The 25,678-nt window shown below is 43.8% G+C and carries 29 protein-coding genes; 1 reads left to right on the forward strand and 28 read right to left on the reverse strand.

Annotated features, from left to right (window positions below):
• Positions 1–286: 286 nt before the first annotated feature.
• The 25 genes from CALPO_RS14625 to CALPO_RS15070 form a co-directional block, all read right to left on the reverse strand.
• Positions 287–457 (reverse strand): hypothetical protein, encoded by a 171-nt coding sequence (locus tag CALPO_RS14625; RefSeq protein ID WP_156940151.1) that lies wholly within the window; start codon positions 455–457, stop codon positions 287–289.
• 54 nt (positions 458–511) lie between these two features.
• The gene (locus CALPO_RS15055) at positions 512–640 is read right to left on the reverse strand and encodes a hypothetical protein (RefSeq protein ID WP_281172744.1); all 129 of its coding nucleotides are present in this window, start codon (positions 638–640) and stop codon (positions 512–514) included.
• A gap of 7 nt (positions 641–647) precedes the next feature.
• Positions 648–2,492, reverse strand: coding sequence for a spermine/spermidine synthase domain-containing protein (locus CALPO_RS13400; protein ID WP_245589916.1), 1,845 nt, complete (start codon positions 2,490–2,492; stop codon positions 648–650).
• Between the two features lie 26 nt (positions 2,493–2,518).
• Positions 2,519–3,250 carry a cytochrome c biogenesis CcdA family protein gene (locus CALPO_RS0106150; RefSeq protein WP_026486545.1) on the reverse strand — a complete coding sequence of 244 codons (732 nt, stop codon included), beginning with the start codon at positions 3,248–3,250 and terminating at the stop codon, positions 2,519–2,521.
• Between the two features lie 13 nt (positions 3,251–3,263).
• Positions 3,264–3,779, reverse strand: a complete 516-nt coding sequence (locus CALPO_RS0106155) for a hypothetical protein (RefSeq protein ID WP_026486546.1) — start codon at positions 3,777–3,779, stop codon at positions 3,264–3,266.
• Entirely contained in the window at positions 3,776–4,621 is an 846-nt protein-coding gene (gene lgt, locus CALPO_RS0106160; protein ID WP_026486547.1) for a prolipoprotein diacylglyceryl transferase, read from the reverse strand. Before lgt ends, CALPO_RS0106155 begins: the two co-directional genes overlap by 4 nt.
• Before the next feature lie 260 nt (positions 4,622–4,881).
• Positions 4,882–7,287: a heavy metal translocating P-type ATPase gene (locus tag CALPO_RS0106170; RefSeq protein ID WP_026486548.1), complete on the reverse strand. Its 2,406-nt coding sequence runs from the start codon at positions 7,285–7,287 to the stop codon at positions 4,882–4,884.
• 150 nt (positions 7,288–7,437) lie between these two features.
• A complete protein-coding gene (locus CALPO_RS0106175) occupies positions 7,438–7,620 on the reverse strand; it encodes a YHS domain-containing protein (RefSeq protein WP_026486549.1) in 183 nt (60 codons plus the stop codon).
• A gap of 72 nt (positions 7,621–7,692) precedes the next feature.
• Complete coding sequence (locus CALPO_RS0106180; RefSeq protein WP_026486550.1) at positions 7,693–9,108, reverse strand: sensor histidine kinase; 1,416 nt, start codon at positions 9,106–9,108, stop codon at positions 7,693–7,695.
• The gene (locus tag CALPO_RS0106185; protein ID WP_026486551.1) at positions 9,101–9,799 is read right to left on the reverse strand and encodes a response regulator transcription factor; all 699 of its coding nucleotides are present in this window, start codon (positions 9,797–9,799) and stop codon (positions 9,101–9,103) included. Before CALPO_RS0106185 ends, CALPO_RS0106180 begins: the two co-directional genes overlap by 8 nt.
• A 42-nt stretch (positions 9,800–9,841) precedes the next feature.
• A complete protein-coding gene (locus CALPO_RS0106190) occupies positions 9,842–11,542 on the reverse strand; it encodes an ABC-ATPase domain-containing protein (protein ID WP_026486552.1) in 1,701 nt (566 codons plus the stop codon).
• 104 nt (positions 11,543–11,646) lie between these two features.
• Entirely contained in the window at positions 11,647–12,186 is a 540-nt protein-coding gene (locus CALPO_RS0106195) for a biotin transporter BioY (protein ID WP_026486553.1), read from the reverse strand.
• A 93-nt stretch (positions 12,187–12,279) separates the two neighbouring features.
• Positions 12,280–13,428: a pyridoxal-phosphate-dependent aminotransferase family protein gene (locus CALPO_RS0106200; RefSeq protein WP_026486554.1), complete on the reverse strand. Its 1,149-nt coding sequence runs from the start codon at positions 13,426–13,428 to the stop codon at positions 12,280–12,282.
• A 23-nt stretch (positions 13,429–13,451) separates the two neighbouring features.
• Positions 13,452–14,771 carry a thymidine phosphorylase gene (locus CALPO_RS0106205; RefSeq protein ID WP_026486555.1) on the reverse strand — a complete coding sequence of 440 codons (1,320 nt, stop codon included), beginning with the start codon at positions 14,769–14,771 and terminating at the stop codon, positions 13,452–13,454.
• Positions 14,772–14,792: 21 nt separating this feature from the next.
• Positions 14,793–15,185, reverse strand: coding sequence for a cytidine deaminase (locus tag CALPO_RS0106210; RefSeq protein ID WP_174391332.1), 393 nt, complete (start codon positions 15,183–15,185; stop codon positions 14,793–14,795).
• 22 nt (positions 15,186–15,207) lie between these two features.
• The gene (larC2, locus tag CALPO_RS15060) at positions 15,208–15,669 is read right to left on the reverse strand and encodes a nickel pincer cofactor biosynthesis protein LarC2 (RefSeq protein WP_026486557.1); all 462 of its coding nucleotides are present in this window, start codon (positions 15,667–15,669) and stop codon (positions 15,208–15,210) included.
• Positions 15,669–16,424: a nickel pincer cofactor biosynthesis protein LarC gene (gene larC, locus CALPO_RS15065; RefSeq protein ID WP_026486558.1), complete on the reverse strand. Its 756-nt coding sequence runs from the start codon at positions 16,422–16,424 to the stop codon at positions 15,669–15,671. Before larC ends, larC2 begins: the two co-directional genes overlap by 1 nt.
• Positions 16,421–17,188, reverse strand: coding sequence for a nickel pincer cofactor biosynthesis protein LarB (gene larB, locus CALPO_RS0106225; RefSeq protein ID WP_026486559.1), 768 nt, complete (start codon positions 17,186–17,188; stop codon positions 16,421–16,423). Before larB ends, larC begins: the two co-directional genes overlap by 4 nt.
• 32 nt (positions 17,189–17,220) lie before the next feature.
• Positions 17,221–17,517 carry an ArsR/SmtB family transcription factor gene (locus tag CALPO_RS13405; RefSeq protein WP_051585885.1) on the reverse strand — a complete coding sequence of 99 codons (297 nt, stop codon included), beginning with the start codon at positions 17,515–17,517 and terminating at the stop codon, positions 17,221–17,223.
• A gap of 84 nt (positions 17,518–17,601) precedes the next feature.
• Complete coding sequence (gene groL, locus CALPO_RS0106235; protein WP_026486560.1) at positions 17,602–19,224, reverse strand: chaperonin GroEL; 1,623 nt, start codon at positions 19,222–19,224, stop codon at positions 17,602–17,604.
• Between the two features lie 27 nt (positions 19,225–19,251).
• Complete coding sequence (groES, locus tag CALPO_RS0106240) at positions 19,252–19,533, reverse strand: co-chaperone GroES (protein WP_026486561.1); 282 nt, start codon at positions 19,531–19,533, stop codon at positions 19,252–19,254.
• A 154-nt stretch (positions 19,534–19,687) separates the two neighbouring features.
• A complete protein-coding gene (locus tag CALPO_RS0106245; protein WP_026486562.1) occupies positions 19,688–20,578 on the reverse strand; it encodes a hypothetical protein in 891 nt (296 codons plus the stop codon).
• A gap of 226 nt (positions 20,579–20,804) precedes the next feature.
• Complete coding sequence (locus CALPO_RS0106255) at positions 20,805–20,987, reverse strand: hypothetical protein (protein WP_026486563.1); 183 nt, start codon at positions 20,985–20,987, stop codon at positions 20,805–20,807.
• 91 nt (positions 20,988–21,078) lie between these two features.
• Positions 21,079–21,285, reverse strand: a complete 207-nt coding sequence (locus tag CALPO_RS0106260; protein ID WP_035172429.1) for a hypothetical protein — start codon at positions 21,283–21,285, stop codon at positions 21,079–21,081.
• A 20-nt stretch (positions 21,286–21,305) separates the two neighbouring features.
• Positions 21,306–21,428, reverse strand: coding sequence for a hypothetical protein (locus CALPO_RS15070; protein WP_281172745.1), 123 nt, complete (start codon positions 21,426–21,428; stop codon positions 21,306–21,308).
• 276 nt (positions 21,429–21,704) lie between these two features.
• Between CALPO_RS15070 and CALPO_RS0106275 the strand changes: the two genes are divergently transcribed.
• A complete protein-coding gene (locus tag CALPO_RS0106275) occupies positions 21,705–22,952 on the forward strand; it encodes a S8 family peptidase (RefSeq protein WP_174391326.1) in 1,248 nt (415 codons plus the stop codon).
• A 34-nt stretch (positions 22,953–22,986) separates the two neighbouring features.
• On the opposite strand, the gene CALPO_RS0106280 is transcribed toward CALPO_RS0106275, so the two are convergent.
• From CALPO_RS0106280 to atpG, 3 genes are read right to left on the reverse strand one after another with little or no spacing between them, the layout of a single operon-like run.
• Positions 22,987–23,394: a F0F1 ATP synthase subunit epsilon gene (locus tag CALPO_RS0106280; protein ID WP_026486566.1), complete on the reverse strand. Its 408-nt coding sequence runs from the start codon at positions 23,392–23,394 to the stop codon at positions 22,987–22,989.
• Positions 23,395–23,405: 11 nt separating this feature from the next.
• On the reverse strand, positions 23,406–24,794 hold the full coding sequence (gene atpD / locus CALPO_RS0106285; protein ID WP_026486567.1) for a F0F1 ATP synthase subunit beta: 1,389 nt from the start codon (positions 24,792–24,794) through the stop codon (positions 23,406–23,408).
• Positions 24,795–24,807: 13 nt separating this feature from the next.
• A complete protein-coding gene (gene atpG / locus CALPO_RS0106290) occupies positions 24,808–25,677 on the reverse strand; it encodes an ATP synthase F1 subunit gamma (RefSeq protein ID WP_026486568.1) in 870 nt (289 codons plus the stop codon).
• Between the last annotated feature and the right edge of the window lies 1 nt (position 25,678).

Consider the following 25,678-nt stretch of genomic DNA (forward strand, 5'->3'; position numbering starts at 1 on the left):
CCTGAGCCAGGATCAAACTCTCTTGTAAACTCTTTTCTATCACTTAACACATTTGTATCCCGCTCACTGTTTAATTGGCAAGGTCCGTTAGCCTCTCGGCTGACAGCTTCTTATTCTATCACCTGCGCCGCTTCCTGTCAAGAGCTTTTTTTGCTCCCTCGCGACGCTTCTATAGCTTACCACCCTTTTGACCTTTTGTCAAGGGGCTTCTTCTTTCGCCCCGTGTGGCTTTATTAATATACCACAGCTTTATACGTTATGTCAAGGGGTTTTTGCATAGGTGTAATTAACTCTTCTCTTTTACTTCATTATTATGATCGCTGTTATGATTACCATAGCCTCCACAGCAACCACCCAAACCCGCTTTATACATTAAGAAGTGAACTAAAAACATAACGCCTGCAAATACTATTATATACAATACTTCGCTGTTCATTTTGATCACTCCCTCCCTCATACCTCTACCCTCTATGGGTATTATAAGCGATGTTTTTGAAATAGTCAATTAATTTTATCTGCCGATGATAAATTTACTACTCAAACTTATCAGGGCGTATACAGCCCCTCCGGCGAGTATAGCAATGTCAAATCCAAATTCCATTGACAATATAACTGATAATACGGAGCCAACTATCGACATTACCCCGTTAATACCCCACATTACAGCTATTATATCGTCCTTGCCGCTGGCACTTAATAACAGGATGCCCTAAATAAAGTATGAATTTTTGTATCAGTGGTGTTTCAATTAGCATATAACCAATTCCCAGGCCGCTGAAGTATAAAGCAGGTTTTAAAATACTGTTGCGTGATACGATTGGTTTGAATAATACAACACTGCCCAATAATACAGTAAATAGTATCACCATTAATACCAGTGTAGTCCCTTTATTAAAGTTATAAAAATACGGCTTATCATCAGTTGCAGGTGCTGCGTTGAAAGGAAAACCCGTTTCAAATCCTGTCAGGGATAAATGCCCCTTGCTTATATGATAAAGCGGACCTTTTTCAACAACGTACGGTATATACAGTATAGAATTTTGGCCTTTTGCAGCAGCGTTTTTCAGCTTATTGCTTTCCGATACAGTAAAAGGCTTATTTTTTACAATAAGCATCGGATAGTGAATATGCTCGTCACCGGGTTCATCTTGCGCCATTTTTTGCCTAAATATAGCCATGTACTCTGGAGTGTCTTCAATCGGTATACCTTTATTGTTTAACGCGCGAATAACGGTTGCTGCTAATTTACTTAAGTCCTCCTCGTCATGAGCCAAAAACGCGATTTTTCCGTTTTCGGTGAGATGATCCATGTAATCCTGTATTGCCTCTATGGTATACAAATAGTTTTCTGAAAGGACATATCCTATATTTTGCGATGCATTGGTCATAACCAATGATAAATATATGACGTCGTACTTTTCTTTTGATTTTCTTATAAAGTTTCTACCGTCTTCTCCGTAAATACGCACCCCCGGCCTGTTGTAAATATCTCCGTTAAATTCCTTAAAATATTCTACCGCATCTATGCTTGATGTGTTAATTTCTACGCCGGTTATATTCTTGCTATTCCCAGCCAGTGCATACAGTATGTCCCTTCCTCCGCCAGGTCCGATTATCAACGCCTTATCGTTATGCCCAAAAGAAAAAGGCAGATATTCAATGTCCTTCTTGTATTTATTTAAGCTGCTTATTTTACCGTCAAATTTATACATAGGCGCATTGGCAGTGCCGTCAATCGTCAATATCATCTCATCGGGATCTCCTTCTATCTTTATAACATCTGTTCTGGAAAATGCATTCCATTTAGTAAATACAATTTTACCCTTTTTGCCAGATTCGGAAAGACTGCCAAGGGTTTTTGTTCTATTTGTGAGAAATCCGTTGAAATTTTGTTCAATTGAATAAACATATCGGGCGGGGATAAAAAGACCAATTAAAAATATCGTCAAAAGAATAAAGATGGACAGCGATTTCACTTTAAAATGTTTTGCGTAAAGCAAAGCAGCCACAGATGAGATAATACATATCAAAATCACAGATCTGAACATCCCAAGGTTATTTAATGAGAGCAATACGATTATGCTGCCTAACCCCGAGCCTATCAGATCTGCAAAATACAACTTGTCGCTTATTCCGGCCAGTTCTCTAAATACAGATGAAAAATAATATCCACCTATTACGAAAGGCAGTGCCGCTAAAATCAAGTAAACCAATAAATCATTTTGAAAGGGCAAGATATATATAATACCCAATGAAGCTATATAGGAAATAGACAGCATTACAATACTTTTATACAGTGATTGAACCTCAAAGGCATTGATTTTTTGGCGTTGGTTATATGCTATTATGCCGCCTATACCCAGGCCGAATATGGCAAAAGATGTGATTAAAAATGTATAATGATACCAGAACAACGTGGAGTATATTCTGTTCAATATCACCTGATAAATAAACAGAGAAATTGATACAAGGCTTACGCTGAGTAGAATCACGTTTGGTCCTCCTTTTGCACTCCCTTCTACATTCCTAATGGCAGCTTATACGGCAATAACCTGCTTAAAAACGCCGTTAAATCCTGAACCTTGCCCAAAAGCGTCAGGAGCCCCAGGAAAATTAGAAAAGTTCCCAAGATTGCTGATATAATATTTTGATATTTCTTTGTTTTCTTTATAACATTAATCGCCTCTGGCATATAGTAACCTACCAGCAAATAGGGCACCGCCAGGCCTATTGAAAACAGGAACATGGTCTTCATGCCGATTAGCGTACTCCCCGTGGTGGCGGTATATATCAACATGGAATATAAAACCGGCCCTATGCAGTGGGAACACACTATAGCAAAAAACAGGCCTATTAAAAAGGTAGTAAGATACCTGGAAGATGTTTTAATGTCATGTGCACTGTATTTACTTAAAAATGAAAAGTTTAAATTAATTAAGCCGATTAAATTTAAACCCATTGCTATAATCAGTATCCCGCCGATTACGCTCATTATCGAGATATAGCTGTTCAACCACTTGCCTATAGTACCTGATAACCCACCGACCAAAGTAAAGACGATTGTAAAGGCAAGTACGAACACAAAGGTATTTATGAGAATAAACTTCCTCATCGCCCTGTGAAATTCTACGTCCTTTAGATCCTTTATAGACATGCCGGTTATCAGCGAGAAATATACGCTTATCATGGGTATTATACATGGGGATAAAAACGAAGCAACGCCTGCTATAAAAGGTAATGCATAAGACACCTATAGCTCCCCCTTATTTTAAAAACCTTTCGTCCCATTTATATACTCTGGATTTAACCCCGCCTATATCCCTCAATTCTAACTGAATATATTTGGTATTGGGTGTAATCAAATTTTTGCCGTTTATCTTTTTTGGTATTTTTATAAAGGCGACAACGTGGTGCCCCGATCCCTCTATTGACCACTTTACGTTGTCAACCTTAAGACCTTCACTATTAGTAAACAATACTTTTCCGCTTAGGTCGAGTTTAGATAAATCCACCTGATGGTTGTCTAAAAATACCTGAAAAACCAGATTGTCTTTATCATCTTGTACAGGATTCATATAGCTTACGCCAATGCTTATATCGCCTTCATCGTTGGTAATCAGAAGGTCTTGAGGATTTATATTTGTAGTAGATGCTTTTACTGTCTTAGAATTGTCTGCAGCGTTTTTAGGTTTAGATAATTTTGATTCAAAGTAAAATACAGAAGATATTAATGCTATTACAACAATAGCAATTGTTATCCTTTTAACTAATTTGCTCATAAAACAAAACCTCTCCTTATGCCATAATATATCATCAAGGATATAATGTATAATAATGTCACGATAAACCCGTCTTCAATAGCTTCCCCCCTGGATACTACTTCATTCCCCCTCACTTCATCCCTACTGCGTTTTTTGAGGACATACATAGCACATAAACCAGCAACAATTATTGCTGCGCTTAAAACATGGGCAATGGAGAAGGGCCCAAATACCATTGGGTTTGTCCTGAAGAACTCAACAATGCCCCTGTTTGCGCTAAAAAATATCAAATACCACAAAATCAACTGCCCATTATAATCGACATTTTTGCGCTTTCTCCACAACACAAAAAACAGGATGTAATCCAGCGTAAATTCATACACCTGTGCTGGATGAACCCATTGTCCATTATATGGGACACCCCAAAACCATTTTTTTGACATAGGAACGCCAAACGCGTCGCACCCAATCCTGCCGATCGCCTGGCCCAATGCCAGCGAAGGCGCAGCTATATCGGCAAAAACCCAAAAATTCTGCTTGTGCTTTTTGGTGTACCATATAGCAAACAATGTCGCAAATATTATAGCGCCCTGTATAGACATACCGCCGTCATTTATTTTGATTATATCCAGTGGATGGCTTATAAAATATTTAGGGTCAAAAAATATTACATAACCCAGCCTTCCACCTACAATCCCGAATAATACCAAATACAAAAGGAAATCTAAGTATTTGTCAGCATCTACGCCTTTACGGATCGCCTCTTTATACGCTAGTAACAATCCTGCAATGATTGCAATAGCTATCATCAGGCCAAATAAGTACACAGATATGTGCCCTATTTTAAATAACTCAACCAAGAAAACTCCCCTTCCCAAGTATTGTTTTCATATTTAAATGGTGGCCATTAAAAGCCACCCATCATGCCGCTGTTCAAGCTATGCATGCCCTCCATAGATTTGTGCATTTCTATCATTCCGTTTTTCCCTATAGACTCCATCATAGCAGCCATATTACCATATCCGTTATCTCTCCTTCGGTTCTTCGCATATATATCATACAATTTAATTGTGGAGAAAATATGAAGAAAAATGGTCCGTTATAAGGACCATTTTAAAACTCACCTGGCCGCATTAGGTTTGAATCTTTTAAGCCTCAAGGCATTGGTAACCACAGAAACCGAGCTAAACGCCATAGCCGCACCCGCAATGGCAGGATTCAGAAATCCAAGAGCAGATATCGGTATACCTATTATATTATAAATAAATGCCCAGAAGAGGTTCTGCTTTATATTTCTCATGGTGGCGCGGCTTAATCTGATAGCAGTGGGTATTCCCATCAGATCACCGCTCATAAGTGTTATATCAGCGGCTTCAATAGCCACATCTGTGCCTGTTCCTATGGCAATACCTACATCTGATGCCGCCAATGCCGGAGCGTCATTTATCCCATCTCCTACCATAGCGGTTATCTTACCCTGTTTTTTGAGCTTCTCGACTTCTTCCGCCTTATTCTCAGGCAATACCTCCGCTAAAACATGCTCTATGCCTACCTGCTTTGCTATGGCACTGGCTGTTCGCCTATTGTCACCTGTTATCATCCAGACCTCTATCCCCATTTTCTTTAGCTGATCTATGGCCTGCTTTGAATTCTCTTTCACCGTATCTGCAACTGCCACAATCCCAGCCAGTTTGCCATCAACCGCCATTATCATCGCGGTCTTGCCTTCTTCTTCTAGTTTATCCACTCTCTCTTCTATGGAATCTATAGGAATTCCTTCTTTTTGCATAAGCCTTCTATTCCCAATGTAAACGTCTTTGCCGTCAATTCTGGCATATACTCCATGCCCAGGTATCGCCTTAAAGTCCTGAGGGTCATCCAGGCTTATATTGTCGCTTTTTGCCTTATTCACTATTGCTTCCCCTAAAGGATGTTCCGAATTCTTTTCAGCTATAGCTGCAAACCTCAATATATCGCTCTCACTATAATCATTTACTTTAATTACGTCAGTAACCTCCGGCTGGCCTTTTGTGATTGTACCCGTCTTATCCAGGACGATGGCATTTATCCTATGAGCTCTCTCCAGGTGTTCTCCGCCTTTTATGAGTATGCCGTTTTCCGCGCCTTTACCTGTACCCACCATAATCGACGTGGGTGTAGCAAGCCCCAGCGCACACGGGCATGCAATGACAAGGACCGCTATAGCGCTTATTATGCCCATGGATAGATTGCCAAACCCAAGATACCATACCAAAAATGTTATCGCCGCTATTCCTATTACCACAGGTACAAATATACCCGAGATCTGGTCTGCCAGGCGCTGGATCGGCGCCTTAGATCCTTGAGCGTCTTCTACTAATTTTATTATCTGTGCCAGTGCTGTATCTTTTCCTACCTTTGTGGCCTCAAACTTGAAGGATCCTGTCTTGTTTATCGTTGCACCGATAACCTCATCACCGACTCTTTTCTCAACAGGTATGGATTCACCTGTGAGCATCGACTCGTCAACAGCCGAATAGCCTTCTATGATTTTGCCATCTACAGGTATTTTTTCACCTGGCCTTACTACTACTATATCTCCTACCTGAACTTCTTCAACAGGTATGTCAACCTCTTTCCCGTCTTTTATAACCCTGGCAGTCTTGGCCTGAAGCCCCATGAGCTTTTTAATAGCCTCAGAGGTCCTGCCTTTTGCTACTGCCTCCAGGTATTTGCCCAGGAGGATCAATGTTATTATGACAGCAGCTGCTTCAAAATAGAGCTGTCCATGAACACCGGCAAATACATTATATACGCTGTAAAAATAAGCTATTGTCGTGCCCATGGCGATTAACACGTCCATATTTGCAGATCCACCTAACAGGGCGTGATAAGCCCCTTTATAAAATCTATAACCTATGATAAACTGTATTGGGGTAGCTATAACCAATTCTAAATATGGATTGCCCAGGACAGTCATTATGCCAAATCCGGATTCTAAAATCATATTTAAAACCAATGGTATTGATAGTATCGCCGATATTACAAAGAGAACTCTAAGGTGTCTTATTTCCATGTCTTTCTCTTGTTTATCTACATCAACACCTTCGGTCTTTTCAATGGCATCATAACCTACTTTCCTTACGATTTTTATAAGATCATTTACGCTTACCTGCTCTGCATTGTAATCTATAACCGCTGTTTCTGTGGCAAAATTTACACTGGCATTTCTCACCCCCGGTGTTTTACTTAATGCTTTTTGAATTCTCATGGCACAAGAAGCACACGTCATGCCTTTTAACTTTAAAGTTGTTCTGTCTTCTATAACATCATATCCAACATCTCTGATCTTTTTTACAAAGTCATCTGCGCCTACATCTTGCGGATTATATGTTATGGTGGCTTTTTCCACCGCGAAATTTACATTGGCATCACTTACACCGGGCATCTTTTTTAGCGCCTTTTCTATCCTTGAGGCGCAGGCTGCACACGTCATGCCTTTAATCTTAAAGCTTATTTTAGCTGCCTCTTTGTCCATAACTTCCATGTTGAAACCTCCTTATCTTTTATTTTGTAATCGGATTCCACTTCTATACATCATATATGTTAATTATTTATAGTAATCATATCGGTATACTAGACTTTAAAACAAAAGTTGTAGAAAAGGGAAACTTAAAAGAAGCTTCCCTTTTCTAGATTAGCAGCAGTGACTGCCATGGCTCATATGGCCCGTATCTTCTTTCACATACTTTGCAGGATCTCCGTCAAATTCTACCTTACAGTGGTTGGAACAGAAATAATATGTTTTCCCATTGTACTCTGATTTTGCCGGCGCTTTAGCTTCATCTACCGTCATTCCGCAAACTGGATCTTTAACCATATATATCACCTCTATCAATATACTATACCCTCGTTGGGTACACCTTTATATTACCATCTGTTATCCCTTTTGTCAATAATAAATTTTGGGGAGTTTTACCACAAACTTCGTCCCCTTTCCCTCTTCACTTTCCACCGTTATATCGCCCCTATGGGCTTTGACCAAAGTTTTAGCTATTGTCAGGCCTATCCCCGCTCCCCCTGTTTTTCTACTTCTGGACCTATCGCTTCTGTAAAACCTCTCAAATATATAAGGTAGGTCCTCCTTTGGAATACCTATACCGCTGTCCTGTATGCTTACATAGACATCCCCTATACCTTCCTCCAATTCTACTTTTATAAATCCTCCGGAATCGGTGTACTTGATGGCATTGGAAATGATATTGATTACTACCTGGCTGACCTTGTCTCTGTCGCCTTCAATAAATACATTATCCTTTATTTGGCGCTTAAGCTTTATCCCTTTGCTCGCAATGTGATACTCAAAGCTGTCTACGATTTCGTTTAAAAGCTCCGTCATGCTAAACTTCTTTACATTCAGCTTAATATCGTCATTTTCTATATCTGTCAAATGCCTCAGCTGTTCCACAAGCTTAATCAATCTCATTACTTCGTTTTTACACACCTCCAACCTCTCGGGGGTTGGCTCCCATATACCATCGCTGATAGCTTCAATGTGGCTCTGCAATATTGTAAGAGGGGTCCTTAGCTCATGGGATATATCAGATGTCAGCCTCTTTCTAAGCGCTTCTTGCTCACTCAATGATCTTGCCAGGTGATTTATGGAATTTGATAGCACCTGAAGTTCCTGCACTTTATTGTTTAAACTTATTTTTGTGTTTAACTCACCTTTTCTGATATTATTTGCCGCATCTGCTATCTTTAAAATAGGCTCTGATATCACCTTAGATGACTGTATTCCCAGTATTACAGCTACCAGTATTGAAATAATGGCAGCGTAGGCTATTGAAGAATTAATCCCTCTGGTAAACTCTATTGCCCTTTCAGTTACCAAGAAAGGACCTATATAGCCAATTTGAGCAGTGCCGATTATCCTTCCATTAGATGTAAGCGTATATGTTTTTGTGACGTACTTGCCGATTTCATGGTCCATCATACCATTGGGATTCATGCCTCCCATGCTTTTCCCCATTTCCTTCATCATATTCTTATGCATTTCAGCCATTTCCTGAACCATATGGTGTCTAAATACAGTGTTGCCATTTACATCCTTTATAGTTACATCAAATTCCATCATCAGCGGAGACAATTTTATATTATTATAGGCCTCTTCTGTCCATCGATTATTTATTGAGTAAGAGTTTTCAATTAGCTGAATTAATTCTCTAATCCTGTTTTCTTGCTCATCCATCATATAAATATTAAATTTGTTAAATAAAGTGATGTTGGTGATCAAGCTTACCAGCACTATCGAAAAAATAGTACTGCCTGATATCAACAAGATTAACCTCGTCCTGAGCTTATACATCTTTAGCCTCCATAAATTTGTAGCCTATACCATATACCGTAACGATGTATTTGTTTTTATCATCTTCAATTTTACGCCTCAAATTTTTGATATGAGTGTCTACGGTCCTCTCAAACCCATCATAATCGTAACCCTGCATTTTTACCACTAGCTCATCCCTTGTAAACACCTTTCCTGTATTCCTGGCTAATATAGACAAGAGCTTGAATTCCATCGGCGTCAATTTCAGATTGTTACCCTGTTTTTTGACTTCCATTTTATCAAAATCTATAGTTAAGTCGCCATTGTTAAACTCTATTATATCAGCTTTTATAGAGTTCCGGTCAACCCTTCTCAATATGGCCCTCACATGGGCCATAACCTCTTTAGGGCTAAATGGTTTTACCATATAATCATCCGCACCTATATCAAGGCCGTTTATCCTGTTATCTTCTTCCGCTTTTGCTGTGAGCATGAGTATAGGTACCTGGGACTTCAACCTTATCTTCTTGCAAACTTCTTCACCGGAGACATCAGGCAGCATCAGGTCCAAAATGATAAAATGGATGGTATTTTTATGAAATACATCCAGTGCCTCTTTACCGCTATATGCGGTATACACATTATATCCTTCTTTCTCTAGATAAGCTTTCAGTACATTGATGATCTGTTCTTCATCATCAACTACCAGGATGTTTCTTTTATCTTCCATCTCATCATCACCACAATTTAATGCCACTGTAAAGACCGAGCCTTACTTTACAGTAAGGCTCCTGAGTCTATTTAGCGCAGCAGCCACTTCCTGCGGCCTTGGCAAAGCCAGATTGCCTGGATGCTTGCCGTAAAAAGGCGATATCACGTCAAGCCCTTTTGACCGTATATCCTCGTACACCTTATCTACTATCTCTTTGACGCTACTCCTGCCGTCTACGTATTTACCTGCCGCGTACCTTATGATCTCCCCAATAGCGCTGGTCTGGCTCCTGTCTACCAGCTGCTCCACGTAATCCAGCTCAATTTCTTCATATCCGAACTTAATAGTATCTGTATCCCTGGACTTTACTTTTTTGCCCTTTAGCTCAAGGCCACTTTTAAGCAGTACCCTGGGCTTTACCGATATATCGTCGGAGCGGGCTTCAATCTCCCTGTGGGTTTCAAATTCGGCAGCTATCTTTTTAGCGTCCTCCGTCACATCATAGGGCCTGTAATCGTGCATTTTAATCACGCAATCAGCCACGTCAAAGTAATCGCCGCTACCGCCCATAACCAGTATTGTGGATATACCGTTATTGGTGTACAGCTGCCTTACCCTATCTATGAAAGGGGTTATAGGTTCGTCCTCTTTAGCGATTAATCTCTGCATCCTGGCGTCCCTTATCATGAAATTGGTGGCTGATGTGTCCTCATCTAAAAGCAATAACCCCGTGCCTATCTCCATAGCCTCAACGATATTTGCCGCCTGAGAGGTGCTACCGCTGGCATTCTCCGTGCTAAACCTTGTGGTATCGATCCTATTAGGCAGATTGTTTATAAACGGGCTTATATCCACTTTTTCTACCCTGCGCCCGTCTTCAGCTCTTATCTTCACAGCGTCAGCAATGGTTATAACAAACTCCCTGCCATCACCGGGTATGTGGTTGTAGACCCCCCTCTGAATAGCCTGAAGCAGCGTGGATTTTCCGTGATAACCTCCTCCCACGATCAGCGTAACCCCTTCGGGTATTCCCATCCCCGTTATCCTGCCGCGATTGGGAAGCTCAAATTCCACCCTGAGGCTTTCTGGCGATTGAAAAGGCACCACATGCCTATCTTTAAGGGGCCTGTCGCTTATGCCGCTTTCCCTGGGAAGTATAGACCCGTCAGCGACAAAGGCCACAAGGCCTCTTTCTCTCAGCTTGCTCCTGAGGTAATCCTCGTCTTCCGCTGTCTTAACCCATAACCATATCTGCTCTAAATCGAGGCTATTCTTTAAAAGGGCTCTTTCTACGATCTGAGGCATGAGTTCCAACAGCATCTTGGCCGCCCCATCGCCATTTATACGCCTGCCAAAAGCGGGAAGACCGATGCTCAACCTGGCCTCTACGTAGTCCTTTGTAACCACCATAGCAGTTCGTTTGATTATCTCCTGCCCGCCTTTGTCTATGTAAATATCTCCGCTGTGGCCCGTCCCCTTGACAACCGGCAATGTCTTTACAACCCCATGGACGGCCCTCGCCAGAAAATCCTCCAGGGCGATGCGCCTCGAAGGGCTGTTGTACATGGTCTCCTCAAATCCTGCTATTTTTTGAGGCACTCTGAGCCTTATCCTCGACGGGGTAGCAAAAGGATCTCCTTGGACGTAGTCAATGTATAGAGTAAATTTTTCAAATTCGTATTCACCTTGAATATCCTTATACGCTTTATACCCTTTACCGTTTATCCTGCTCAGCTTTTTTCTAATTTCGTCCTTTGTCATGAAAAGCACTCCTTTTCTAGTAATAGCTTAAAGCCGCTATTCTAAGTATACCACATATATGCCTAATAATCATACCCTTTCGAGGACTACACAACAATGTCGCGCTAAACATTAGAAAAACTCATAATCGATTTTCTAAGGGGCTCTACTACCAATGCGGCGATTACCACTTTAACTATATCTAAAGGCACAAAAGGTACAACCCCGGCGTAGAACGCCTTTAACAAGCTCATCTTAGCCACTACAGCCAATTGGACCATGCCTACCAGGTATATTAACACAAGCCCTACAAACATGGATATAAAGCTCATGAGCTTGTTATAACCTTTTGCACGTTCTAAAATATAACCGGCAAAAAAAGCCGCAACGGGAAATGCGATTATGTATCCACCTGATGGGCCGACAATGGCAGAAAATCCCCCTTTAAAACCCGCAAAGACAGGTATGCCTATCGCGCCCAGCAAATCGTATACCAGCATTGACAGAGCTCCTAATTTGCTCCCCAGTACAGCTCCGGCCATGCACACGGCCAACACCTGAAAAGTAATAGGAACAGGCGTAAAGGGCAGAGGTATGGATATCTGCGCCATCACAGCTGTGATCGCCGCGAATAACCCCGCATAAGCCATTTCTTTTAATTTCATTTGTCAACCTCCTGACATTATATAGTTTACAATTTAATTATAATCACACCGTTTGCCGCAAGTCAAGAAAAACCCAAAACCGGCAGCTTAAAATCAAACTGCCGGTTTATGCACTAAATCCATAAACACCTCTGCCATATCGCACCTGCACTTAAACCCAAAGCGTTCAAGGGATTTTTGCAGGGCAAAAAGGGTATACGACACACAATCTACCCTGGCGTTTTCGCCCATATGCCCTATGCGCAGCACCTTTCCAGCTAGATAGCCAAAAGAACCCGCTATCATGACATTGAAGCGATCCAACATATACTGCCTCAACGCTTTTTCATCTACGCCCTCAGGGACCTCTATGGCTGTCACGGTATTAGAAAACCCTTCCTTTATATAGAGGTCAAGACCCGCTTCTCTCACGGCTTGCCTCACTGCCTCGGCTATAACCTTATGCCTTTTTAAAATATCCCTGTCCTCCAGGACATTGTCCACAGCCTGGCGAAAAGCTACTATATCGCTTACAGGGGGCGTATAGGGAAACCACTTTTGCTCATAGTAATCTTTCCATAAAAGCAGGTTACAGTAAAACGAAGCTATAGGAGTCCTTCTCCTTTGCATGGCGCTGTACGCATCCTGGCTTATGCTCAAAAAGGTAAGGCCAGGAGGCGCTGACAGGCACTTCTGCGAACCGCCTAAGGCGATGTCTACAGACCATTCATCAACTTTGAGCTCTTCACCGCCTATGGCAGAAACGCTGTCCACTACTGTCATTATCCCCCTGCTTTTAAGCATGGGGCATATGCGGCTTACATCGTTTAAAACACCTGAAGGCGTATCGCAGTGCACCACGGTGGCGTACTTAAAACCCCCATAACTGTCCAAAAATCTCTCCAGCTCTCCTACGTCTATCTGCCTTCTCCTGTCACCTCTAAAGAATACCACCTGTCCGCCGTATATCCTGACAAAGTCAGCAAAGCCCTCGCCAAAAATACCGTTTTCGATGACCAGAACCCTGTCGCCGGGTTCCGTGAGAGAAGCACAGGCTGCCTCCAGACCCAATATCCCCTCGCCGCACAAAATCCTTACCTGGTTTTTGGTTTTGAGCAATTGGCCGAGTTTCTCGCACGTATCCCGGTAAAAATCGTAAAACTGAACGTCTAAATCGGGATTGGTGGTTTTCATGGCTCTTGCAAGCCTTACATTTTCCCGTACCTGAGTGGGACCAGGCGTCATTATAAGAGGTACATTCATCGCTGATCACCCTTTTCTCAACGTCATTTTAAATCCTCCTGTGTCACCCGAGCGTATACCAGCTTGTTCTTCTCCACAGGTGTAGGGGAAAAGGCTATAGACTCTCTTACCATCTTAGCCCCATAAGCCAATTTATCACGGCTGCTGGCGTATACCGTAGCGTAAACCTGGCCTTTTCTCAAATAGTCGCCGGCTTTACCTCCCAACAGGATCCCCACCGAGTGATCGATGTCATCCCCTTTTTTCTCTCGGCCCGCCCCCAATCTTACCGAGCATAACCCCAGTTTAAGCCCATCTATGTCCTTTATATAGCAATCCTCCTCGGCTACAAGGCTGCGCGTAAAAGGAGCCTGAGGCAATTTACTGTAATCCTCCAGCACGTCGGCGTCACCGCCCTGGGCTCTAATTATCTCTTTAAATTTCTCCAACGCCTTGCCGTTTTCTATATTTTCCTCCATAACGCGCCGGGCTTTTTCTGGCTCCTTTTCTATCCCAGCCATAAGGGCCATCTCCGCAGCAAATTCCAAACACAGTTCTTTTAAGTCTTTATGGCCCCTGCCTTTTAAAACCTCAGCCGCTTCCATCACCTCCAGGGAATTCCCTATGGCCAGACCCAAAGGCTGATCCATAGATGTTACGTAAGCGACTACCTCTTTTCCCGCAACCCTTCCGATTGCTACCATGGTTTTAGCCAGTTCAAGGGCATCGCTGTAGGTCTTCATAAAGGCGCCCCTGCCAAATTTCACGTCCAGCAATATCCTGTCGGCGCCGCCTGCCAGCTTTTTGCTCATGATAGAGCTGGCAATAAGTGGTATGGACTCCACCGTCGCCGTAACATCCCTTAAAGAGTAAAGCATTTTATCAGCAGGTACCAGTCTCTCCGACTGCTCCGTTATAGCAGCTCCTATACTGCGCACCTGGTTTACAAACTCCTCTTTTGTCAGCGCGGTCCTAAACCCCTTTATAGACTCCAGTTTATCTATGGTTCCCCCTGTGTATCCCAGCCCTCTCCCGGCCATTTTCGCTACCTTGATCCCCGCCGATGCAGCCAGAGGTATCAACACCAAGGTTGTGGTGTCGGCTATTCCGCCGCTGCTGTGCTTATCCACCTTTACGCCATCTACGGCACTTAAATCCACCACCTCACCTGATCGCGCCATGGCCAACGTCAGCGCCGTAGTCTCCTCATAGCTCATGCCCCTAAAGTAAACAGCCATGAGAAATGCAGACATCTGATAGTCAGGTATATCCCCTTTTACATAGCCCTCTATCAGGTACTCAATCTCCCCCTGGCTCAGGCGACCTCCATCCCGCTTTTTCCGTATAAGTTCAGGTACAAACAACAGCCATCACCCTTTATCACCTCACAGTTTAAAAGCATAGGGCAATAGGTCCTCTACGTTGTACATAAGAATTTGGCTCATATCCTTGTTCAACAGTATGACCTCAGCCCGAGGAGCCAGCTCCAGTAAGACCTGTCTGCAAGCGCCACACGGCGAAATAGGCTGTTGAGTTTCGCCTGCCACCGCAATAGCTTTAATATCCCTGTAACCTTCTGAATACGCCTTAAAAAGAGCCACCCTTTCGGCACACACTGTAAGGCCATAGGAAGAGATTTCTATATTGCAACCAGTAAACACCCTGCCATCGTCGGTCAGCACGGCAGCGCCCACTTTGAAACGGGAATACACAGCATAAGCGTTTTCTCTCGCCCTGATGGCCTCTTTGGCCAGCTTTTCTTTCCAATCGCTCTCAATCAACACCTACACCCCATTTTCCTTATCCTTTTCTCTGCTCTAAATTGACCTTTATAACCTCATCATACACTTTACCTATAGGCACTCCATGCGCTGCAGCTGCCTTCTTTACGTCCTCGTACTCGGGAACAGACTTTACAAGCTCGCCTTTTAAAAAGCCATTTTTAACCTTTATCTCACCGTAGCTGGTAGACACCTTAGCAAAGCTTCTATCTAGCTTCTCCCTCTGTATCTCAAAAATCCTTATTCCAAAAGTGGTGGTTTCTCTAAATACAATATCCTTCATGGCATCGGCGCTATCAGGCTCGCACAGCACTGAAAGTTTTACAGCCGGCCGCTCTTTTTTCATAATGATCGGCGTCAGAAACACATCTAAAGCGCCGCCGTCAAACAGCCTCTGCATTATGTACTGGTAATACTCAGGGTTCATATCATCGATGTTGGTCTCAAGAAGTACCAGATGTTCCCTCTCACTACGGTCCATTAAATTGTCGGTTTTTTTTTATCCTGCAATTCACCGTAAATAACCCTTAGCAGATTTGGTATATCCATATCCCTGGTACCAGCGCCGTACCCAACCCTCTCCACTGCCATAGGCGGCATATCGCCAAAACGCGATGCCAGCGTCTTTACAATAGCTGCGCCTGTTGGCGTCACCAGCTCTTTTTTTACACCGTTGTCGTACACAGGCACCCCTTTTAAAATCTCCATAGTAGCTGGGGCAGGAATCGGTATGATGCCGTGCATGCTATGAGCCATACCCCCGCCTACAGGCAGCGGCGAACACCATATCACATCGGGCTTGAGCATGTTAATGGCTATAGCCGTACCCACAATATCTACAATAGAATCCACCGCCCCTACCTCGTGAAAGTGAACTTCCTCCGGCGGCCTGCCGTGAACCTTTGCCTCGGCCAGCGCCAGGTTTTCAAAAATCCTGATGGCCGTATTTTTAACCTCATCATCCAAACCGCTATTGCCAATAAGCTCTTTTATCTGCGAGAAATTTCTATGTACGTGCTGTCCGTGGTCGTCCTCATCGCCATGTAACTGGACTTTGAAGTACATAGCAGTTATGCCGTTTTTTGATGTCCTGCCTATGTCCAGCGCGTATCCGCCTATATCCAGTGATTTTAGCTGCCTGTGGAATTCTTCCACATCCAGCCCTAAATCTAAAAGGGACGAAATGGTCATATCCCCGCTGATACCGGCAAAACAATCAAAGTACAATACCTTCATTTATCATACCCCTGTTCACCTATTTTATTTATCATACTGGCTAAATACCCGGCCCCAAAGCCATTGTCGATATTGACCACGCCTATTCCGCTGGCACAACTGTTTAGCATCGTGAGCAAGGCGGATAAGCCATGGAAATTGGCCCCATATCCCACGCTGGTAGGAACGGCTATAACCGGGGAATCCACCAGTCCTCCAATGACGCTGGCCAGTGCTCCCTCCATGCCAGCGACAGCTATTATCACCCTGGCCCTCATAAGCCTTTCGGAATTCATCAAAAGCCTGTGTATTCCAGCAACGCCTACATCGTACAGCCTATCCACGGTGTTGCCCAGCACTTCGGCCGTTACAGCCGCTTCCTCTGCTACAGGCACATCGGCTGTACCCCCTGTGGCTACCAGTACTATGCCTTTAGACTTCTTTATCTCTCGCCTCTTTACCACCACTATCCTAGCCAGTTCATGGTATTCTACGTCCCCTGTTATCTTTTTTATAGCCTCATATACTTCAGGTGTAGCCCTAGTGGCCAGTATATTGTTTTCTCTCTCCAGCATCTTTTTCACAATTCCCACGATGTGCTCCAGCTTTTTCCCCTGGCAAAAGATCACCTCAGGGTATCCCGTCCTTATGTTTCTGTGGTAATCAATCTTGGCATAGCCCAAGTCTTCAAAAGGCAGCACTTTGAGCTTTCTAATGCCCTCTTCAACGGTGATTTCCCCTGTCTGGATCTTCTCCAGAAGTTTTTTAAGCGCCTCCTCGTTCATAGCATCGCCTCTTTCACTTTCTCACTATAAACTTACAGGTTATCCTCTAAAAGTATTTTATTTAGACTCTCGCACAACTCCTTGAGCTTTCCTCCGTTTACTACATAATAAGAACATCCTTCGGATTTTTCGCATTTTACCAGTCCAGCCGATTTTAAAATTTTAAGGTGATGGGAAACGTTAGGCTGTGAAATGCATAACTCCTCTGCCAAATCGCAAACACAGTATTCGTCGCCTTTTTGCTGCTTTAACAACATACTCAATATCCTGAGCCTTATGGGATCGCTCAAGGCCTTTAAGGTATCAACCAGGACCAGTATATCTTCCAATCTACCTCAACCCCGCAAAAATATAAAAATAATAAAAGCATGTTTATATTTAAATATAAACATGCTTTTATTATAGCATATACCTTACATCATGTCCATTCCAGGATTGGGCGCCGGCGGTGTCTGCTCTTTCTCAGGGATATCAGCCACAACTGCCTCTGTGGTGAGGATCATAGCTGCAATACTTGCGGCATTCTGCAGGGCTGAGCGAGTAACCTTGGTGGGATCAACGATACCGGCCTTTATCATATCTACATATTCCTCTTTATATGCATCAAAGCCGATGCCGGGTTCGGAATTCTTCACCTTTTCTACAATTACAGAACCCTCCAGACCTGCGTTAAACGCGATCTGCTTTACGGGCTCCTCTAAAGCCTTCATTACGATCTCAGCGCCGGTTCTGATTTCGCCTTCCAGCGAGTCTACCACTTTCTTAACAGCGGGTATGCAGTTGATGAGCGCTGTACCGCCACCAGGCACGATACCCTCTTCCACAGCAGCCCTTGTAGCTGACAGGGCATCCTCGATCCTGTGCCTCTTCTCCTTCAGCTCTGTCTCTGTAGCTGCACCAACTTGTATCACAGCTACGCCGCCAGACAGCTTAGCCAGCCTCTCTTGGAGTTTCTCCCTGTCATAGTCAGAAGTAGTCTCTTCGATCTGTACCTTGATCTGCTGTATCCTGTTCTTAATCTCATTCTTGTCGCCGCCACCGTCTACAATGGTGGTGTTCTCTTTGTCAACCCTGACCTGCCTTGCAGTACCTAACAGGCTGAGATCAGCATCTTTCAAGTCATAGCCCAGCTCTTCAGAGATCACCTGGCCGCCAGTGAGGATAGCAATATCCCTCAGCATCTCCTTTCTCCTGTCGCCAAAGCCAGGAGCCTTTACGCCAACGCATGTAAATGTGCCGCGCAGCTTGTTAACAACCAGCGTAGCTAAAGCTTCGCCTTCGATGTCATCAGCTATGATCAACAGCTTCTTGCCTGTCTCCACAATCTTCTGCAACAGCGGTAAAATCTCCTGTACATTTGAAAGCTTCTTGTCTGTAATGAGTATCAGAGGATCATCCAGTATTGCTTCCATTTTCTCTGTATCAGTCACCATATACGGAGAAACATAACCTCTGTCAAACTGCATTCCTTCCACAACTTCCAGGGTGGTTCCCATGGTCTTGGACTCTTCCACGGTGATAACCCCGTCTTTGCCCACTTTTTCCATAGCCTCTGCTATGAGGTTTCCTATCTCCTCATCGGCAGCTGAAATAGATGCAACCTGTGCGATAGCTTCTCTTGACTCCACAGGATGAGAAATCCTCTTTAACTCTTCCACTGCGGCATCTACGGCTTTTTTCATGCCCCTTCTGATCAGCATGGGGTTAGCGCCTGCCGCCACGTTTTTCATACCCTCTCTAACCAGTGCCTGTCCCAAAAGGGTTGCAGTGGTCGTACCGTCACCGGCTACATCGTTGGTCTTTGTAGCGACTTCCTTTAACAGCTGCGCTCCCTGGTTCTCAAAAGGATCTTTAAGCTCTATTTCCCTTGCAATGGTTACACCGTCATTGGTTATAGTAGGTGAACCGTACTTTTTATCCAGAACTACGTTTCTTCCACGGGGTCCCAAAGTCACTTTAACGGTATTTGCTACGGCATTTACGCCTCTTTCCAGAGCTCTTCTTGCTTCTTCTCCATACAGAATCTGCTTTGCCATCTCCGCTTTCCTCCCTCATATGTAATTTTAGTCAAGTATGGCTAAGATATCATTTTGTCTCAGTATCAGATACTCCTGGCCATCCAGTTTTACTTCTGTTCCCGCGTATTTAGAATAGATGACCTTATCGCCGACCTTAACCTCAAGCTCGACTTTCTTGCCGTCTATGTACTCGCCAGTACCCACAGCCACTACTTCGCCCTGCTGCGGCTTCTCTTTCGCTGTACCAGGCAGTACTATTCCCCCTACCACTTCTTCTGCTTCGATGGGTTTAATGACCACTCTGTCGCCTAATGGCCTGATTTTCATCTTTCCAACCTCCTACTGTGGATTTTATTAGCACTCGCTTTTATCGAGTGCTAATCACATGAAATATAATAGATTAAAAAAAAAGATATTGCAAATCCACCTAAAGTTAATTTTTCACCGTTTTAAGCAATTATACGCGCATTTATCAAATTTTTTAGTCCTTTTCTTCGTTTTTCTCATTTTCTTTCTTCTTTTCTTCAATTTCTAACGGTTTAGCTTTCTCAGAAGAACCTTCTTTGTTCTGTTCATCACCGCTCATTAGATAATTTATGACTTTATCAAAGACTTCCTTTTGTTGATCGTTCATAAGAGCACGCACATTATTTAAAAATCTTTCCCTCTCATCTCCCGAATTGCCTCTCACCATATCTTCATTTCCACTGTTCTTGCTTTCTTTATCGCTGATCACCGATTCTGCTTTAGTGACCAGGTCGATTATTTTTAAATTCTTAATGAACTTATCTATTTTGCCATCGTCATCCCTAAACAGCGGCTTAAACATCTCTATAACCCGTGCTAACTTCTCTATCTGGCTTATCTCAGGATTTTCCACTATAGATTTAATCTTTGCCATGTACTCGCTCCAGTTGTTCACAAGCCCATCTATCAGTTCCAGCAGATTGATGGAGAAGTCCAAAAGCTCCTGTTTATCCTCCGCCATGTGGGGTTTTGCCGCCTTCAGCATCTCTATCCTCTTTTTTCTCTCATCCCTTATATCCCTCATCTGATGTACTACTCCAGTTTCGTCTATACTGTTTAAGCGCTTGCAGCAGTCATATACGTTGATGACGTTTATGTACAGATCTGATAGTATCTGCTCCCTTTCAGGCAAATAAGTCTTAACACTAGAAACCAAATCCTTTATTTTATACAAGTGATCTTCTGTCAACTTTATATCTGGCATCCTTAGTTTCAGCCCGTCTTGGTCCCCGCGCTGCCTTCTCCTGGGCAGAGGCAAAGCCATTATATTGTCTCCCATTCTCAGTTTCTTTTCTCTAATTATCAAAAGTAAAAGCAATAAGATGACCAGCATCTCTCTGTTCAATTAAATCCCTCCTTGATAGCAAATATGTACAGGGCCAGCTTTCCTGGCCCCAATTGCCTTTTACTTAATTTTCATGTATCATCGGTATAAAGAAGAATATAAACAATATTATTATAATAATCCAGAAAAAGCCGCCGCGGTGCCATCCTGATTCTGGCATTTTGATAACCTCCTCTTTTTTCTCTTTTTTAAATCTAATATATTATACGGGAACAGCTCAAAAGTGTTACTGCAATTCAAGGCCCAACAATCTTCCAAAAAACCTTCTAACCTTTCTCCTGGGTTTATCCTTTGACACCATAGTGAGTATCAAAAAGAAAAAAAGCAGGTTATTTTCATCGAAATGAACATCAAAAAATATCGTAAGCAGCAGGAAAAAGAACAGCAGGGTATCACCGGGTATCTTCATAGCAAAACCTCCTATTCACATTCTTTATACATTCTATGTAAGAATTTAAAAAAGGCTCTATCGTGCGATCACGATAGAGCCTTTTTGCGGATTAGTTAAACCAACGACCCTGGAATAATATGACGAGGAGCAGGAAGAAGAACAACAATGAACTGCCGCTGGTACCCGTGCCACCAAAGAGCCCATCAAAGAATCCCCAGAACCCATCGCCAAATATTATGACCAGGAGCAGGAAGAAGAACAACAGTGAGCTGCCGCTATCAAAAAAGCCGCCTTGTGTCAATTTGTTCTCTGTCATATCAGACCCTCCTCAATTACTTATTTTTTTAGCTCTCTGTCTTCACATTTTCTTCTAGGCCTTAAAAGGATCACTATCAATATCACGATAATAATGATGAAGAAAAACCACTCAAAACCCCAGAATTCCTGCTGCTCAGGCATAACACAACCCTCCTTACTTATCAAATACTATAATACCGGGTACAAATAACAGGATTATTATTATTATTATAATGATCCAGAAAAATCCTCCACGGAACCACTGATCTTTCCCTGCCATGATTTCACCTTCCTTTTAAATAATGCTTTACTCAAATCTCACCTAATCCTTTTATCTTAAGTCTAATTTATAATATGTGGCTATGCAGCTATGTGTTACACATCAGGACTCCCTTTCATAGTATGTAGTGAAATTGCCGTGAAGGGGGAAACGCCTACATGATAGATCTCATAATGGGAGCCATACTGGCTAAATTCTTAAAAGACAGCACCACAGAAAAAAAAATAGACAAGAGGCTAAAAATAAAAGCCCTGGATAACATCAGGGGCAGTATTACAGCCATAGTCCATACCAGAGCTTCAAAGGAGAGCATATTAAAGCACTTTGAGAAGTGTGGGGCATCGTTGAAATACGAATTGCCTTTTATTGATAGCTACGTGGTAGAAATACCCTGTGAAAGCATCAAAAAACTGGCGTCAAACCGCGATGTCATATTCATATCCGACGACTCTGAGGTCAAAAGCACTCTCAACATCGCCACAAAAGTCATAGGCTCTAAAAGTGTAAATGAATCGGGCTACACAGGTAAAGGTATAGGTATAGCTTTTCTGGATACAGGTGTTTATCCCCACCCCGACCTCACAGAGCCAGAAAACCGAATAATAGCGTTTAAAGATTTTATAAACGGTAAACAAAAACCCTACGACGACAACGGACACGGGACCCACGTTGCGGGCGATGCCGCGAGTAACGGCTATAGTTCTAACGGAAAGTACAGAGGGGTAGCCCCAGAAGCCAACATCATAGGTGTCAAAGTACTGGACGCAGCAGGTAGAGGTAATACATCTGATATACTGGCTGGTATGCAATGGGTCGTGGATAACGCAGATAAATATAATATCCGCATAGTATCCTTGTCCCTGGGTGACAAAGCGGTGCTTCCCTATTTTCTCGATCCCATGGCGCGAGGATGTGAGAAATTGTGGCAGCAGGGTTTTGTAGTAACAGTAGCGGCTGGAAACAACGGCCCTGAACCCAGGACCATAACCACGCCAGGCATAAGCCCATCGGCTATAACCGTTGGAGCGCTGGACGACAGAAGAACTGTAGATACCTCGGACGATGAGGTAGCGTATTTTTCTAGCAGAGGTCCTACTTCCTCTGGCAGGCTTAAACCCGATGTGCTGGCACCAGGGGTAAACATCGTATCCCTCAACAGAAGTCCTATGTCAATGGGAGCAAGCAGCTTTTTATTTGAAAAGATGTACCGCACCGCTTCAGGTACTTCTATGGCGACGCCTATGGTAGCAGGAGCGGCAGCTCTATTGTTGCAAAAAAACCCGCACCTGACCCCTTCTCAAGTAAAAAACATAATGATAAAAACAGCAAAGCCGCTAAATGGCAAAGACAAATATGCAGAGGGGTACGGTGTGATAGATATCAATGCCATGATTCAACAGGCATAAAAATAATGAGCACCTGCAACCTACGGTGCTCATTTTATTCCCTGTATTTCCTCGCGATTTTAAGTCGGTTCAAAGCCCTGGCAAGAGCCGCCTGTGACCGTATATACTCCTCTCTGCTTTTTATCTGCCTCAACCTCTCAAGAGCCCTCTCCTTAGCAGCTTCTGCCCTTTTTATATCAATTTCCTCCGGCCACTCCACGGCATCGGAAAGGATAAGGGTGCTCTCGGGTTTCACCTCCATAAACCCACCAGATATAAAGGCTTCCCTCCACACTCCGTTGGCCAATATCCTTAAAGAGCCTATACCAATAGGTGCCACCATCGGCGTATGCCCGTGTAGCACTCCCAGCTCCCCATCTACGCTGCGCACGATGACCATGTCCACATCGCCTTCAAAAAACCTCTTCTCCGGTGTCAAAACCTCCAATCTGAATGTCTGCATAAAATCAACCCCTATTTCATGCTTTCTGCCCTTTTAAGCACCTCATCTATAGTGCCTACCATGTAGAAAGCAGATTCAGGAATATCGTCCAGTTCTCCTTCTACAATCCTCTTGAAACCTTCCACGGTGTCCTTTACAGGCACATACCTCCCCGGCATCCCTGTAAAGGCTTCTGCTACAAAGAAAGGCTGGGACAAAAATCTCTGGATCTTCCTCGCCCTGTTCACGGTAAGCTTATCTTCCTCGGAAAGCTCATCCATACCCAGTATGGCTATGATGTCCTGCAACTCTTTATACCGCTGAAGGATCTGCTGCACCTTTCGCGCCACCGTGTAATGCTCATGGCCCACCACATCGGGTTCCAGTATTCGGGAAACCGAATCCAGGGGATCTACAGCAGGGTATATGCCCATCTCCGCTATTTGCCTGGACAAAACCGTAGTGGCATCAAGGTGGGTAAATGTAGTAGCAGGTGCAGGGTCAGTGAGGTCATCAGCAGGCACGTAAACGGCCTGAACTGAGGTGATAGAACCCTCTGTAGTAGATGTTATCCTCTCTTCCAGGGCCCCCAGTTCATTGGCCAACGTAGGCTGATACCCGACCGCAGAAGGCATTCTGCCCAGAAGGGCCGATACCTCTGATCCTGCCTGTACAAACCTGAATATATTGTCTATAAACAACAAAACGTCCTGCTTTTCCACATCCCTGAAGTATTCGGCCATGGTCAGACCCGTAAGCGCAACCCTCATCCTGGCCCCTGGCGGTTCGTTCATCTGGCCAAACACAAAAGCGGTCTTGTCTATAACGCCAGACTCCTTCATCTCGTACCACAAGTCGTTGCCTTCGCGGGACCTCTCTCCTACGCCGGTGAAAACCGAGTAACCCCCGTGCTCCATGGCCACGTTCCTTATAAGCTCCATTATAAGAACGGTCTTGCCAACGCCCGCACCGCCAAACAGCCCTATCTTCCCGCCCTTAGCGTAAGGCGCCAGAAGGTCTATGACTTTTATCCCGGTTTCCAGCATTTCCGCCACAGGCTTCTGCCTGCTGTAATCCGGGGCATTTCTGTGTATAGGCCAGTACTCCGAAGCTTTTACCTCTCCTAGGTTGTCCATGGGATCTCCCGTCACGTTAAACATCCTGCCCAGCACGCATTTTCCCACCGGCACCGTTATAGGTGCGCCGGTGTTTTCAACTTCCATACCCCTGGTAAGGCCATCGGTAGGAGCCAGAGCTACACACCTAACCATGTCGTCTCCTATGTGCTGGGATACTTCTGCGGTGATGACTTTATCTCCTAACCTTATCTTTACCGCATGGTTTATATCAGGAAGGTTGCCTCTATCAAATTTGACGTCAATGACAGGCCCTATTACCTGTACAATCCTCCCTTTACCCAATATCTTCACCTCCTCATAAGCTGTTGGCAGCGACCACGATCTCCTGGATCTCTTGAGTGATCTGGCTTTGCCTGGCCCTGTTATACATCAACGTAAGCTTCCTTATCATCTCGTCGGCGTTTTTAGTAGCTGAATCCATGGCGGTCATCCTGGCCCCTTGTTCGCTGGCATAAGATTCAACCATGGCCCCGTATATAAGCCCCTTTATATATTCAGGGACCATCTCGTTAAAGACATCTACCGGAGAAGGATGATACAAAAACTGGTAGTGGAACCCCTCACCGCTATCCTTTTTCTCAAAACTCTCTACATCCAATGGCAGGATTTTCATGACAGTGGGCTTCTGAGACAGAGCAGAAATCAAACGGGTATATACCACGTATATTTCGTCCAAGAAATCCCTGTTGTAAAGCTTCAAAACGATATCCGCTATATCCCTTGCGGTATATACGGTGGGGTTTTGAGCCGTGTACAAGAATTCCACATCGATATTGTAGCCCTTTTTGGCAAAATAGTTTCTTCCCACGTTCCCTATAACCATTAAATAGCTGTTCTGAGAACGGGCGATGCACTCTTCAGCAAGTTTTATGACGTTGTGATTGTAGCTACCGCACAGGCCCTTATCGCCAGACATCACGATATAACCTACCCGTTTTTCGCCGGAAGGCTCTTGTTTACCCAAATAGGGATGAGAAAACTTCTCACTGTGAGCCAGTATATCTCTAATTGTATCCTGAATTTTCCTAAAATACGGCAAGGCTGTGGACAGCTTTACCTGCGCTTTTTTGTACTGAGCTGCTGCGATCAAATGCATGGCGCTGGTTATCTGCCTGGTCTTTTTTACGCTCTTTATCCTGGAAATGATCTCCCTGCGGCTCTGCACC

The sequence above is a fragment of the Caldanaerobius polysaccharolyticus DSM 13641 genome (assembly GCF_000427425.1).
Taxonomy (GTDB): domain Bacteria; phylum Bacillota; class Thermoanaerobacteria; order Thermoanaerobacterales; family Caldanaerobiaceae; genus Caldanaerobius; species Caldanaerobius polysaccharolyticus.

Bases quoted from the DNA above. Each gene is read 5' to 3' on its own strand.
- CALPO_RS14625 (WP_156940151.1), bottom strand. From the start codon at position 457: ATGAGGGAGGGAGTGATCAAAATGAACAGCGAAGTATTGTATATAATA.
- CALPO_RS0106260 (WP_035172429.1), bottom strand. From the start codon at position 21,285: ATGACAGAGAACAAATTGACACAAGGCGGCTTTTTTGATAGCGGCAGC.
- CALPO_RS0106175 (WP_026486549.1), bottom strand. From the start codon at position 7,620: ATGGTTAAAGATCCAGTTTGCGGAATGACGGTAGATGAAGCTAAAGCG.
- groES (WP_026486561.1), bottom strand. From the start codon at position 19,533: ATGAAAATCAGGCCATTAGGCGACAGAGTGGTCATTAAACCCATCGAA.
- larC (WP_026486558.1), bottom strand. From the start codon at position 16,424: ATGAAGGTATTGTACTTTGATTGTTTTGCCGGTATCAGCGGGGATATG.
- CALPO_RS0106255 (WP_026486563.1), bottom strand. From the start codon at position 20,987: ATGAAGATACCCGGTGATACCCTGCTGTTCTTTTTCCTGCTGCTTACG.
- CALPO_RS0106185 (WP_026486551.1), bottom strand. From the start codon at position 9,799: ATGGAAGATAAAAGAAACATCCTGGTAGTTGATGATGAAGAACAGATC.
- CALPO_RS0106180 (WP_026486550.1), bottom strand. From the start codon at position 9,108: ATGTATAAGCTCAGGACGAGGTTAATCTTGTTGATATCAGGCAGTACT.
- larB (WP_026486559.1), bottom strand. From the start codon at position 17,188: ATGAACGAGGAGGCGCTTAAAAAACTTCTGGAGAAGATCCAGACAGGG.
- CALPO_RS0106190 (WP_026486552.1), bottom strand. From the start codon at position 11,542: ATGACAAAGGACGAAATTAGAAAAAAGCTGAGCAGGATAAACGGTAAA.
- larC2 (WP_026486557.1), bottom strand. From the start codon at position 15,669: ATGGACCGTAGTGAGAGGGAACATCTGGTACTTCTTGAGACCAACATC.
- CALPO_RS0106280 (WP_026486566.1), bottom strand. From the start codon at position 23,394: ATGCAGACATTCAGATTGGAGGTTTTGACACCGGAGAAGAGGTTTTTT.
- CALPO_RS15055 (WP_281172744.1), bottom strand. From the start codon at position 640: ATGTCGATAGTTGGCTCCGTATTATCAGTTATATTGTCAATGGAATTT.
- CALPO_RS0106170 (WP_026486548.1), bottom strand. From the start codon at position 7,287: ATGGAAGTTATGGACAAAGAGGCAGCTAAAATAAGCTTTAAGATTAAA.
- CALPO_RS0106195 (WP_026486553.1), bottom strand. From the start codon at position 12,186: ATGAAATTAAAAGAAATGGCTTATGCGGGGTTATTCGCGGCGATCACA.
- groL (WP_026486560.1), bottom strand. From the start codon at position 19,224: ATGGCAAAGCAGATTCTGTATGGAGAAGAAGCAAGAAGAGCTCTGGAA.
- CALPO_RS0106155 (WP_026486546.1), bottom strand. From the start codon at position 3,779: ATGAGCAAATTAGTTAAAAGGATAACAATTGCTATTGTTGTAATAGCA.
- CALPO_RS15070 (WP_281172745.1), bottom strand. From the start codon at position 21,428: ATGCCTGAGCAGCAGGAATTCTGGGGTTTTGAGTGGTTTTTCTTCATC.
- CALPO_RS0106275 (WP_174391326.1), top strand. From the start codon at position 21,705: ATGATAGATCTCATAATGGGAGCCATACTGGCTAAATTCTTAAAAGAC.
- CALPO_RS0106200 (WP_026486554.1), bottom strand. From the start codon at position 13,428: ATGAATGTACCTCTTATAATGACGCCTGGTCCCACTCAGGTACGGGAA.